This is a genomic window from Bacteroides sp. AF39-16AC, from assembly GCF_003602735.1.
In the GTDB taxonomy this organism is placed as follows: domain Bacteria; phylum Bacteroidota; class Bacteroidia; order Bacteroidales; family Bacteroidaceae; genus Bacteroides; species Bacteroides uniformis.
Window position 1 is genome coordinate 44,871 of record NZ_QTLN01000027.1, and the last position, 12,723, is coordinate 57,593.

At 46.7% G+C, this 12,723-nt stretch carries 13 protein-coding genes and 1 tRNA gene; 2 read left to right on the plus strand and 12 right to left on the minus strand.

The genetic code is table 11. From position 1 onward, the window contains the following. Nucleotides 1-62: 62 nt before the first annotated feature. Nucleotides 63-135, plus strand: a tRNA-Met gene (locus DW039_RS17730). Nucleotides 136-775: 640 nt separating this feature from the next. Here the strand turns inward: DW039_RS17730 and DW039_RS17740 are convergent. From DW039_RS17740 to DW039_RS17760, 5 genes are read right to left on the minus strand one after another with little or no spacing between them, the layout of a single operon-like run. Further along, nucleotides 776-2,086, minus strand: a complete 1,311-nt coding sequence (locus DW039_RS17740) for an anaerobic C4-dicarboxylate transporter family protein (protein WP_120382183.1) — start codon at nucleotides 2,084-2,086, stop codon at nucleotides 776-778. Between the two features lie 52 nt (nucleotides 2,087-2,138). Continuing rightward, nucleotides 2,139-2,972, minus strand: a complete 834-nt coding sequence (locus DW039_RS17745; RefSeq protein ID WP_098032395.1) for a hypothetical protein — start codon at nucleotides 2,970-2,972, stop codon at nucleotides 2,139-2,141. A gap of 12 nt (nucleotides 2,973-2,984) precedes the next feature. Beyond that, a complete protein-coding gene (locus DW039_RS17750; RefSeq protein WP_005828614.1) occupies nucleotides 2,985-3,353 on the minus strand; it encodes a GntR family transcriptional regulator in 369 nt (122 codons plus the stop codon). 2 nt (nucleotides 3,354-3,355) lie between these two features. After that, nucleotides 3,356-4,186, minus strand: coding sequence for a hypothetical protein (locus DW039_RS17755; RefSeq protein WP_035450294.1), 831 nt, complete (start codon nucleotides 4,184-4,186; stop codon nucleotides 3,356-3,358). Continuing rightward, entirely contained in the window at nucleotides 4,186-5,037 is an 852-nt protein-coding gene (locus DW039_RS17760; RefSeq protein ID WP_005828621.1) for an ATP-binding cassette domain-containing protein, read from the minus strand. The genes DW039_RS17755 and DW039_RS17760 overlap by 1 nt, the downstream gene beginning before the upstream one ends. A 246-nt stretch (nucleotides 5,038-5,283) precedes the next feature. Between DW039_RS17760 and DW039_RS17765 the strand changes: the two genes are divergently transcribed. After that, nucleotides 5,284-6,207 carry an AraC family transcriptional regulator gene (locus DW039_RS17765; protein WP_008665930.1) on the plus strand — a complete coding sequence of 308 codons (924 nt, stop codon included), beginning with the start codon at nucleotides 5,284-5,286 and terminating at the stop codon, nucleotides 6,205-6,207. Between the two features lie 47 nt (nucleotides 6,208-6,254). Here DW039_RS17765 and DW039_RS17770 read toward each other — a convergent pair whose 3' ends face one another. The 7 genes from DW039_RS17770 to DW039_RS17800 form a co-directional block, all read right to left on the minus strand. After that, nucleotides 6,255-7,700, minus strand: coding sequence for a lipopolysaccharide assembly protein LapB (locus DW039_RS17770; protein ID WP_009037282.1), 1,446 nt, complete (start codon nucleotides 7,698-7,700; stop codon nucleotides 6,255-6,257). Between the two features lie 5 nt (nucleotides 7,701-7,705). Next, nucleotides 7,706-8,656, minus strand: a complete 951-nt coding sequence (locus DW039_RS17775; RefSeq protein WP_005828635.1) for a PstS family phosphate ABC transporter substrate-binding protein — start codon at nucleotides 8,654-8,656, stop codon at nucleotides 7,706-7,708. 11 nt (nucleotides 8,657-8,667) lie between these two features. After that, entirely contained in the window at nucleotides 8,668-9,483 is an 816-nt protein-coding gene (locus DW039_RS17780; protein WP_005828639.1) for an energy transducer TonB, read from the minus strand. Between the two features lie 28 nt (nucleotides 9,484-9,511). After that, on the minus strand, nucleotides 9,512-10,162 hold the full coding sequence (locus DW039_RS17785) for a biopolymer transporter ExbD (RefSeq protein WP_005828642.1): 651 nt from the start codon (nucleotides 10,160-10,162) through the stop codon (nucleotides 9,512-9,514). A 39-nt stretch (nucleotides 10,163-10,201) separates the two neighbouring features. Further along, a complete protein-coding gene (locus DW039_RS17790) occupies nucleotides 10,202-10,807 on the minus strand; it encodes a biopolymer transporter ExbD (RefSeq protein ID WP_005828648.1) in 606 nt (201 codons plus the stop codon). 93 nt (nucleotides 10,808-10,900) lie between these two features. Next, nucleotides 10,901-11,713: a MotA/TolQ/ExbB proton channel family protein gene (locus tag DW039_RS17795; RefSeq protein ID WP_005828650.1), complete on the minus strand. Its 813-nt coding sequence runs from the start codon at nucleotides 11,711-11,713 to the stop codon at nucleotides 10,901-10,903. Nucleotides 11,714-11,912: 199 nt separating this feature from the next. Then, entirely contained in the window at nucleotides 11,913-12,359 is a 447-nt protein-coding gene (locus tag DW039_RS17800; protein ID WP_005828652.1) for a hypothetical protein, read from the minus strand. Nucleotides 12,360-12,723: the final 364 nt, after the last annotated feature.

Here is a 12,723-nt window from a genome sequence, read left to right on the forward strand (position 1 = left end):
CATGCATTTTATTTGCATATTAAATAAAAAGCCGTACCTTTGCACCCACAAAACAATAACATCGCGGAGTGGAGCAGTTGGTAGCTCGTTGGGCTCATAACCCAAAGGTCATTCGTTCGAGTCGGATCTCCGCAACTACAATGAGGATAAAAGGTTTAAAGGCCTTTATCCTCATTTTTTTAATTCCCATCAAGGACAGAAAAAAATGTTTGCGCAAATAATGTTTGTGCAAATTGCTTCCACACTTCCACCTCCTCTCCACATCCCTTTATTCATCGGTATTAAAGATGCGGTGGAAGCAACTCAAAAGTGTGGAAGCAAAATTTGCTTCCACACCGTTTCACAAACAGAAATACTGACACACAAGAAGCTAACATGGAGTAACACAAGTTATTAATTTCTTGTATCACATCTTATTTATATCGTACCTGCACGAAATCAATATCCTGCAAACACGGTATTAATTCCATCTCCTCCCCCTTCAAATGCAATCAGAACAAATGCGTACAGCCACACAAAGCCAAGACTTCAATACTGTTTTCCTCTGTGCTTTATTCAGAGAATGAAGGTATTTATTACGTCGGACATAAGGAATCAACAGTATGCAACGGCCATGATGCAATCGCCTAACGGCCATCAACAACCCGCTTAACAGCCGTCAGCAGATCGCCGCACGACCATTAGGCGCTGATAAGGCAATGAGTAAAAGGGAACACTCCCCTATACACAAACAAACAAAGCCCTATATACAACGGATTGAAAGCAGCGGTCTTCCTTAGAATATCCTGATGAAAAGCAATCCCAGCCCGATGGCAACGCCAGTCGAAACAAGTCCGGGAAGCATGAACGAGTGGTTCAGCACATACTTGCCGATACGGGTAGTTCCGGTACGGTCGAAATTAATGGCTGCTACTACGGTGGGATAGTTGGGAATAAAGAAGTAACCGTTTACGGCCGGGAACAGAGCAACCAGTATCATAGGCGAAATGCTCAAAGCGATGCCCAAAGGCATCAGTGCGCGCACAGTGGCGGCCTGGCTATAAAGCAGAATCGACATGGCAAACAAGGCTATCCCGAACAGCCACGGCATTTGCCTCACCACTCCCTCGATGGACTGGGTCAACTGAAGCATGTTTCCCTGAAGAAAAGTATCTCCCATCCAGGCAATGCCGAATATGGCAATCACCGCCTGCATGCCTGCCGGGAAGACGGAGCCTTGCGTTGCCTTCATGCCGTCGGTGCGAGTCAGCAGCAAGATGAGGGCGGCGGCAGAGAGCATCACGATTTCGATAATGGCGGACATGCCGAGTCTCACCGTCTCGCCGTCTATCACGAAGGCAGGACGCAAACTGTCGAACGAACCAAAGAACACAATAAAAGCAGTGGCAAGGATAAAGATAAGCACGGACAAGACGGCATGCCGTTTATTGTGTATATCCTTTATCTCCACCTTCTTGACATCAAGATAGCCTTCGGTCAACCTCTTTCTGTACTCCGGGTCGTCTGCCAGCTCCTTGCCCACCTTCATGGAGAACAAGGCGCCCACAAATACCCCGATAATGGTAGCAGGAATCGTTATTTTCAGAATATCGAACAAGGTGACATCAAATCCCGCCAGCAACCCAAGCAGTGCGACGGTGGCAGCCGAAATGGGACTTGCCGTAATAGCCTGCTGCGAAGCAATCACCGCAATGCCCAGTGGCCTCTCGGGACGAATCTTGGTCTCCGTGGCAACCTCGGCAATCACGGGAAGCACCGAATATGCCACATGTCCCGTGCCGGCAACAAAAGTAAACAAATAGGTCACAATAGGGCTCAAGATGGTGACCTGCGAAGGATTCTTCCGCAACAACCGTTCCGCCAGCTTTACCATATAGTCCAGTCCGCCAGCCGCCTGCATGCAGGATGCGGCAGAAATGACGGCGGCTATCATCAACATAACGTCAATGGGAGGTGATGTAGGCTGCAATCCGAAACCAAACGTCAGAATTGCCAGACCTATCCCTCCCATTACACCTAGTCCAATGCCGCCCAAGCGGGCGCCTATAATGATAGCTACCAATACGAATGCCAATTGCAAGGCCATATACTCTACACTTTTTGATTCATGTGCAAAGATAAGTCATTTCGTATTATGGCTACTCACCTACTTCTATTTTAACTGCTTGTTTTAACTCCACACTCAAAGAGGCATCATCCTTTAACGGTGTCCAGAACACCCGGCGGCATTCATTCTTCTGCAAAAGACAACGATGATAGCGACTGCCGGACAGATGCTCCGTATCGATATGGAAGAAACCGGTATTGACATCCCAGTCGGCTATCTCGTCCAGATTCAGATAAAGGTTGCGCACTGTGCCGCTGTTGAGATGCAAGCTCTGCGCCTGCGCCGCAAGCGCAGTGACATGGCAATCTTCCAGCCGGGCAAGGTATCGCGTGCGGAAAGAGAGCGTATCGCAACGGAGTCCGTAGAAATTGGCTTCCATATCTTCCACATCTACCACAACCGCTTGTACCTCCGCAGGCAACCGCAATTCCATCCCTTCTGAACGAACCCTTATCCAAATGTCATTCTGAAGATACTGTTCCAGCTTATCCTCCGGAAAGTCAAAGGTGACGAGCAGGGTATCGCCAACGGAAGTCATCGACATAAAAGCCTCCATATCCCCTGCATAGGAGAAACTGCCCTGCTGCAAAGAGTCTCCGGCAGTTACCTCCAACGGCACTTCCCCGAACGAGAACATACGCTCTGCCTCCACAATACCTTCTTTTTTCTGTTTCCACACCACCGGAGGCTGTGTCAGCTTCAACACCCTGCACGAGGGCAGCTGCACCGTTTTCCGTTCTCCGCCGATTTCCATAAAATTATCTTTCTGAGTGACATTGCGGTCCACCACATAGAACATGAGTCCGCATACCATTGCCACACCGGTAACCAGCATTCCTATCATTATATAAGTCGTTCGTTTCATAACTGTCTTCTTTTATTTTTGTTTCTTGATAAACTCCTGATACATCCCGGACAACTCCTCGGCAGAGATGCCCAGCGTGAAAATCTGCTTGAAGAAATAATCCACTTCCTCCTTCAGAAAATACTCTTTCCTCAACGAAAGAATCAGCTTACGTGCACCTACCGACACAAAATAGCCGATACCCCGCTTGTTGTAAATCACTCCTTGCGTCTGCAAGTAGTCGTACGAACGCATCACCGTATTGGCGTTGACCTCTACCACAGCCGCATATTCCCGTACCGAAGGAATACGTTCTTCCTCCTGATATTGCCCGAGAAGTACCTCGTCGCAAATGCGGTCTGCTATTTGCAGGTAGATGGCTTTACTTTCCTTAAAGTTCATAGTTACCAGCGATTAATGATTTCGGACTCCTTGAAACGGAAATAGGCAAGCACCCAGTTGAAAAGGGCGAAAAACGAAGTTATAAAAATCAGCCAGCCGCCCGATGCCTCCCTGTCAATATAGGGCTCAGTCATGAAGAAGTTATTAGGCAGAATGGCCTTCAGGCACAATACAGCTATCAGGATATATGAAACGAAGATGCAGACACCGGCCGCAAAAGTCTTGATAAGTGCATTTTTGGGCCAGACCGTACTACCCAGCAGGAAGAAAGACTGTAGGAAAAAGTAGCAGCTCAGGAATATCCCCACCACAGCCGGTCCGCTTCCTATCGTCTCATAGAAACAGTTCGTGTTACAGCAGAATTCCCACAACGGAAAGGAGTGAACGACATGCAGCTCCGGGTAGGCCAGAAGATAGAAGACGACTCTTGTCAAGTCCGCCAGCTTGAAAGCTATCAGAAAGACCAAGATAAAGCCGCAGGTAGCCACCAGCCAGCGGGCAAAGAATTTCTCGAACATGGTGGCAGGTGTCATGAGCACAACGGTACGACTCGTCTTGCTTTTCATCCTTTCCATGGTAAACGAGGCGCTAATGCATCCCCAAATGACAAGTCCCCAAAGAAAGAATCTGGACTCAAACTCCCAGATAGGGTCCATGCCCACAGCTCCCGCTTCCAGATTGTGATACTGATAGTATCCATTCCAGACAAAGACTATGGCCAACATTCCGTAGACCATCACCGAGCGGAGTATATAGGTCTTCCAATTCTCCACCATCTCTTTGCGGCATACGTTCACAAAGCGATGCAAACTAAAAAAGGTATCGCGTATCATTATTCATTTGTTTTAGTGTGAAACATTTCCGCTATCTTCCCAGGCTCTGCAAGTACGGCGCCAAACAGCAGTTCAAGATTAATCTCCGATTCCTCACCTTCCGTATTGGGCAGCATCAAGAAATTGCCTTGTACGGAGGGAAGCGTGTACAAGGCAGTCGCAGCCAACTCCCGGTCGTCACTCTCCAAGAAGAACAGCTTACTGCAAATGCTGGCAGTGGATTCGTCCAGCAATACGCGGCTGTTGTCCATAATCAGCACATGGTCCAGTACTTTGTCAATGTCACGCACCTGATGGGTGGAAATGACAATCGTCTTGTCGTCCGACATACCCGAAGCCAGAAATTTGCGGAACTGGCTCTTTCCCGGAATATCCAGTCCATTGGTAGGCTCATCCATCAGCAGCAGGGAAGTATTGGTGGCCAGCGCAAAACTCATGAAGATTTTCTTTTTCTGCCCCATGGACAAGGCTCCCAAATCAGCATCCATATCCATCTCGAAGAAATGTAGGTACTTCACCATGTCTTCCTTGCTGAAACGGGGATAGAACTTACTGTTCAGTTCAATATAGCTGACCAAGGAAATAGGAGGCAGCTCGAACTCCTCGGGTACCAGAAACATGTCCTGCAACGTGACGGGCAACCGGCGGCGCATGTCGGTATCATGATACATCACTCTCCCACGTTTGGGAGCCAACAAACCGCTCATCAGATAGAGCAACGTAGACTTGCCGGCTCCGTTCTTACCCAACAGACCGTAAACCCGGCCGGCTTCCAGCGAAAGTGAAAAATCGCTCAGGACTTCTTTCCGCCCCTTGCGATAACTAAATGAAATGTTTTCTACTTGTAACATACGCTTGAATGAATTAAATATCTTATTGTTTATGTGTATTAGTATAATAGTACACCGCAAAAGTAGACATTCTTTTCAATACGACAAGCGTTTCAAGAAAAAAAATGCTCAGAAAAAGGAACAATTCTATTCTTTGGTTCGAAATTAGCCTCACACGCAAGAAGATTAGGACACTTCTGTATCCATTTAGGACTCTATATTTCCTGCCACTTGCTTTACATTTGCAAAGGAGCTAAAGACATGAATATGAAAAACGAAGAAAAGATTTACCAACTTAACACATACAATATAGCAGAATATACAAGTACGGACTATACCGACAACGATATTGCTATACTTGGAGATTTCAAGAACTTGCTTTTCAACAAGTATTTCAAGTTGAATGCAAACATCTATGTGGTCTGTGTAAAAGGAAGACTGCAGATAAACATCAATACCCAAAAATATGCTATCTACCCCGGTGAGATGCTGATTTGTATGCCCAATATGATTCTGAGCAATTGCACAACCAGTTCCGACTTCAAGGGCGCCATGTTCTGTCTGTCGACCCAGATTACACAGAAGTACCTTCATAAAAGTAGTGACATATGGAACAAGGCTTTCTATATCAGCCAGAATCCGGTAGTACGCATTGACAAGGACAGAGTGCAACTGTTCGATTTATACTATAAGGTGATACGTGCCCGAATGAAACAAGCGGAGCAGCCCTACTACAAAGAAGTCATCAGGTCGCTGATACGCACCATGCTGTATGAGCTGCTGGCAGATTTAAACCAGTTGAGCACCCCTCCCGAAAGCCAAATGGTGAAGCGGAGCAACATTCTATTCAAGAGATTCCTCGACCTGCTGGCCTGCACCGAGGTGAAAAAACGTTCTATTTCCTATTATGCGGGTAAGCTGTGTGTTACTCCCAAATATCTTTCCACCGTCTGCAAAAAGGTCAGCGGAAAGACAGCCTTCGAGTGGATAAACGATTATGTGGTCGAAGACATCAAATATTTTCTGAAGTATTCCAATAAGTCTATCAAGGAGATTTCCGAGCATCAGGATTTCCCCAACATCTCCTTTTTCGGGAAGTATGTGAAGACACACTTAGGCACTTCACCCACGGACTACCGCAAGCAATCACTGCCTCCAAGGGGGACCCTGCAACAAAAAAGGAGGAGCTAAGAATCACTCTCCACTCCTCCCGACACGACAAACAACTAAAATTATTGCTATTTGATGCCGTCCAATGCCTTGTTTGCTGTGGCATTGGTGGGGTCGATAGCCAGAATTTTATTCCAGTACTCTTTCGAAGTAGCATAGTCACTCTTCAACAGATAGTAGTAGCCCAGATAACTGTAACACTCTATCAATGCAGAGTTGTACCTCGGTTCGTTTTTGGCAAGCAGTACGTCCACCACCTTCTCGTAATAAGGTTTCGCCAATCCCTCTGTAGTTTCGGGGTCCATGGCAGAGTGTGTGCGGGCGCGCCACATATCTCCCAAATAACTGTCGGGAGCTTGTTCGGCAACAAGTGCGAACACAGAGTCGGCAGCCTGCAATGCCGCCATGCGGTCGGCAGACTGAACGGAGAGAGTGTCCGAGGACGTACCCTCTCCGTAGTACAGACGCCCTAACTGGAATAAGTTTTCGGACGTCTTTTTATCTTGTGCCAGCGAGTCATAGTACTTTTTATAAGCAGCAATGGCTTGGGTATAGTCGTTTTTCAATTCATAAGCATCGGCAATCTCACGCCACAAATCCACCTGACTCTCATCCTTCTCCAATGCCTTACCATATTCCTCAATGGCCTGGTCATATTTCTTCAGAGCACTCAACAGAGCACCGTGATAGCGGTAATCCAAGCATGAATAATCGGCATTATCCGAAGCATTGAAGAAAGCATCGGCAGCCTTCTCTGCCTCGTCATAACGCTTGAGGTCGACATTGTTGTACATCACAAGCCGGTTGAATGCGGCATGGCGGGCATTCTTCTGCAAACCTTTCTGCGCCACCGCCAAGGATTTCTCGAAGTCGTGGTTCAGGAATAGTGCAAAAGCATATTTAAGGATGTCATCTTCCGTAGCCACGGGAGTATCGATGAACTTGGCATAGGTGTCGGCAGCCTTGCCAAAACGGTTGGTGGCGTAATACACTTCCGCCAGCTCCTTGTCTGCTTCCAGGCAATCCGGAGCTATGGCCTTCAGCTGGTTCAGCTTCTCTATGGCCTGCGAAGGACTGGCAGACTTGTATGCCTGCGCATATTTCAGATACGCATCCTTATAATTCGAATCAAAATAGATGGCTTGCTCATAAAGCTGGCATGCCTTTCCGATATCTTTCCGGGCAAAAGCGATGTCACCCTCGAGTACAGAAACTGCCGGAGCCTTGTTGTCGGCCTTTCTTGCCATCTCCAGATAGGTTTCCGCCTCTTTCAGCTGTCCTACATCCAGATAGGCACGGGCCACGGAAGTCACAAGCTCCACATTTTTCTTGTTCTTGCCCTTCAGCAGTTCTCCGGCTGCGTCGGAAGCCTGCTCCGGATTCGTCTTTATCAGACTTTTTACTTTATCCACCCCCGCCTGCCATTCGGGCACCGGCGTTTGTGCGGCGAGCGTACCTGCAAACAGCATCGCTCCCAAACAAAATACAAATCTACGTTTCATGTTAGCATTCATTTTAGTTATTCATCCTTGACGTTCACCACGCGCACCGGTTGGGTGGCGGGGACCAATCCCGACTTCAATATAATCCGCTGTCCCCGGTCGGAAGCGAGGAAAGAGGCAAATCCCCACGGAAGTGCGCTCCGCGGATCATTCAACAAGGCATAGATGCTGCGTGCCAACGGATAATCACCGTAATACAAATACGCCTGATAGGGTTTGTAACTGTTGTCCGGCATGGCCTTGTCAGCAGCACTGACGGACATCAGCCGCACCTCTTTACTGAAAGAGAGCCCCGTACTGTCATTCCGGTCGCTCAGCCAGTTCACGCCGATAATACCGATGGCATCAGGCGTGCGGGCCACGTAGTCAATCACCTCCCTATTGGTTTTCAACGCTTTCAACTGACTGGAAAGCGGTACACCCTTACAGATGGAATCGACAGCAAAACGTACGGTACTGGAGTTCTTGTTGTCAAACACAAGACTGATATCCCCCAGACGGGAAGCCGGATAGATATCTTTCCACTGCTTCGCATCACCCGTCAGGATGCGGCGGATGTCCTTCACACTAATCAATGAATCCGGATTGCCAAGATGGGTTATCAATGCCAGCCCGTCCGTAGCAATCTTTATCTCCTGCGGAAAAAACTTCCGGCTATTGAAGGAATTCATCTCTTCGGGAGTCAGTCTGCGACTGGTTATTGCCAACCGCAGACTGTCCTTGAGCAAGAGGTTGACGGCATCGACTTCCGTCACATAACGGGGCACAATTCCTGCCAAGGGGAACAGTCCTTCGAACACGTCAATTTCTTCCTGCACAATAGGCTGGAAACTTTCGTCCGCAGCAATTGCAATCACACCGGAGGTATACGTATCCGTTTGTCCGTCCTTGGGCTTGCTTTGGCAGGCAGACAGCAGAGTCAGCAGCACCAGCAAGCCTGAAAGCTGAAGTTGTTTCACCGTTTTCATAACACACACACTTATTGTAATCTAAACATCACCGGTATCGTATATTTCACCGATACGGCCTTACCATTCTGCTTGCCGGGAATCCATTTGGGCATGGACATAATCACACGGACAGCTTCTTTATCCAGATAGGGGTCTACACCTCTCAGCACTTTCACATCACGCACCTTGCCGTCGGCACCTACCACAAACTGGCAGGTTACACGCCCTTGCGTACCGTTTTCCTGGGCAATGGTCGGATACTTCATATTCTTGCTGATGAACTGCATCATCTCGGCCTGACCACCGGGGAACTGGGGCATCTGCTCTACCATATCGAAAACCTTTTCAGGTTCCGGTTCGGCCTGCGTCACCACTTGTTTCAAGTCGGCGATGTCCTTGCCGTGTTCCTCGTCATTACCTTTCACGTCGGCAATGGAGATGGCAACTTTCGTTTCCGTCAGTTCTGTCTGGCTTTTTATTTCATCCTCGTCCCTCACTTCCTCATCCTTTTTGATGACGGGAGCGGTAAACTTAATGGAGCTTTTCAATGCAGGCGGCGGTGGGGCCACGGGCTCTATCCGCTTCATCTCTTCCTGCTTCACTTCCGGTTCTTCCAGCTGCGAAAGGGTAGTCACTTCGGTCATCACCTCTTTCTGTTTGGGGGTAGCCATCTTTATCAGCGTAGGGATACTGAAACCTATCAATGCAATTACAATTACCAGTATCACGGCAATGTTGTGCCGTCTGGGAGAGGTCTCACGCATCTTATAGGCTCCATATGCTTTGTTCTTACCACTGAACACGAGGTCACACCATGCTTGGGAGCTTAAATCTACTTTAGCCATATTCTTTCCTTTCTTTGGGTGTTACACATCATTCAGCAATGTTCTGGGACAATTCGCCCTTGCTTTCGTAGTTCTTCATCAAGAACTCGTCGGCTTCGGCAATATCCGTTATCACATACTTACCTATATTACATATCTGCATTTCATCGAGAGCATCAATCAGATTCTTGTACGAAGACTTATCGGTAGCCTTGATGATGACTGTCGGCGTATCCTTTCCGCTTTTTATCTCGGAAAGCTGTTTCCGGTAGTCATCCTCTGATATCTTAAGATCCAGTTTCTGCTGCTTCAGTCTGTTCACCTCGTTCACAGCAACTCTATTACGTTGCAGAAGCATTGCCCGCAGACCATCCGCCTGATAGGTAGTTTCCTTCAGTGAAGTATAGTCCTTGTAGTTAGGTTCCCCTTCGTAATAATACAACTTGTTGTCATCCCCCAGCAACAGCGTGATGGCTTGGGAAGCCTTGACTTTGGTCTGCTGCTCCTCGGTGATGGTCTTGTCATTGCTCGGCATGCTTATCTCCATGGTCTGAGGTTTGCTCAGTGAGGTACAAAGCATAAAGAAGGTAATCAGCAACATGTTCATGTCCACCATAGGTGTAAAGTCCACCCTGACAGTCATTTTCTTCTGCTTGCTTTTTCCACCTTTCTTGTTGCCGCTTTCTTGTATTTCAGCCATAATGTTTCCTTTCTTGTTCTACTTGTAACTCGTAGCTTGTCACTCCTCACTTGTGGTCTTCAGAGAAGTAATCAGGTTGTACCGGTTCTCTCTGAGGTCCTGAAGTGAGTTCATCACATTTTTTATTACGGAATAAGGAGTATTGGCATCTGCCTTGATGGCAATGCGCAAATCACTGTTCACTGCACGGGCGTTGCGTACCCAGGCCTTGAACTGATTGTCAATACTGTCTGTCGGTATCCCCTCATTCTTCAATACAGCATCTTGCTGGTCTTGCGGCAAGTCGAGGTATTTCTTCATACTCTTCATCGGCACACCAAAGGTAGACGCCAGCATGAATTTTTTAGTTTCCTCCGGAGTGAAAGTCACTCCATACTCCTGCCCCATAGCTTCCAGCACTTCGCGCAAGTCGGACTGCTTGTCCAGACTCATAAATACTTTTCCGCTCGGATCGACCAATATCTGGAGTACATTTGTCTCCGGAATCTTAATCTCGGATACAGAGGCGGGAGTCGTTACTTGTACCGGCTCTTTCTTCACGAACGTAGAAGTCAGCATGAAGAAGGTCAGCAGCAGTACAGTTACGTCACTCATCGCCGTCATATCGATGAACGTACTTTTCTTTTTTATTTTCGCTCTGCCCATAATCGTTTCATTGAAAATTAAAATTGAGAATTCATTCGTTGAATAGATAATAGAAGCCTACGTCACAGCGCAGCTCCAACTATCAGCAGTCAACTATTTATGGGTAGCTGCAAAAGTCTGCACGATGGAGAAACCAACCTCATCGAGGCTGTAAGTCAACTTGTCAATCTTGTTTGTATAATAGTTGTAGGAGATAACGGCCAATGCACCGGTCAAGATACCGAAGGCAGTATTAATCAAAGCCTCAGAAATACCTTGCGACAGAGCCATGGAGTCGGCTGAACCTCCGGCTGCAAGGGCGGCAAATGAACGGATCATACCGATAACTGTACCGAGCAATCCCATCAATGTACCTAAAGTCGTGATGGTACCAATAATAGGAAGATTCTGCTCCATCATCGGCAGTTCCAGCGCAGTGGCTTCTTCCAATTCCTTCTGGATGGCAAGCAGTTTCTGGTCTTTGGACAGCTCTGTGTCATTCTCCATCTCGGCATACTTCTTCAAAGTGGCATTTACCACATTGGCTACAGAACCACGTTGTGAATCGCAGATTTGTTGTGCCTTCTTCATATCACCTTCAGCCAAGGCTGCTTTGATGTTAGCTACGAATTTCACCAATGACCCCTTACCAAAGGCAGCGCCAATGGCAATATAACGTTCAATACTCAGTGCGATGACAGTCAGCAAAAGCGTTTGAATTACAGGAACAATGAATCCACCTTTATAGATGGTACCGAGGAAGTTACCCGGCAACGGATGGTTGTTCGGGTCGTTGTTCATAAAGTTGGAGGGATTTCCCAACACAAAGTGAAAAATAAGCACGGCGATGATAAAACAGATTACGATTACCCAACCGGCGGATCTGATGCCTTTAAAAGAGGCTGCTTTTTTTTGAGTAGTTTCCATGATGAAAAGTTTAATTGTTGGTATTTAAATAGAGTTTTGAAAATAAAGCATAGGGATACGACTTCCCGCTTACGAACCGACAGGGCGTAATCATCCTTGCAACCTTAACTAACATATATGTACACTAAAGGTCACCTGCCTTCAGTCTCTTCAAGACAATAAGGAGAAAAAGGGGGAAATCAATAAGAAGAAAAGTTGGCTAAATCAAAATCCGCCGAAGCGTATAAATATAGTAATCACTGCCCGTCAATGCATAGTACGGGTCTTTATCTGAGTAGTATAATTTAGAGCGGCCTTGCACGAGTAGATTCTCGTGGTTGGATAACATCAAAAGAATGTTTCTGAGGAAAAGATTGTCTTCAATCACCCTGCGCAAACGCTGTTGATGAGAAGAGTAAGTTTCGGAAACCGGTTTGTTTCCCAGTTCGACATCCGTAGTCCATGCGAACTTGGTATTCGTGAACAATGAATTCTTCTTGTCAATACTATTGTCGGAAGTAGAAGAACATGAAGATAAAGAAGCGGAAACTTCAGCAGTTCCGGCCATTCTGTCATCCACCTGCACCAGGTCAATGGCTTTACCGCTAATGCTGCAAGTCAACATCAGTAGCATGCATATCCAGAATGTCTTTACAGTTGTTTTCATGTCGTCTAATGATTCTACAATAAATAACAGATGTCTCTCTTATTTGTTTTACAGCTATGTTACTTTCTTTTGTAAAAAGATTAAATTGTTCACTGATTAAAGGATTTACTATACCTTTTAATACTCTGTAAAGGTACGAAGAATATATGAAATACGAAAGTGGGAATAGGATATAAAATACTGATTTTAAACGTTTTTAATCATTCATTTAGCACCTTAATTCGGGAATTAATCTGATGAATATACGATGAATAATTATATATAATAAGGTATAGTGATTAGCGGTAGAAACGGAATGTTAGAGGAGAGGTATATAAAACGAACAAAGCCTCCGTATCCTTATCAGACACGGAGGCTTCTTCTG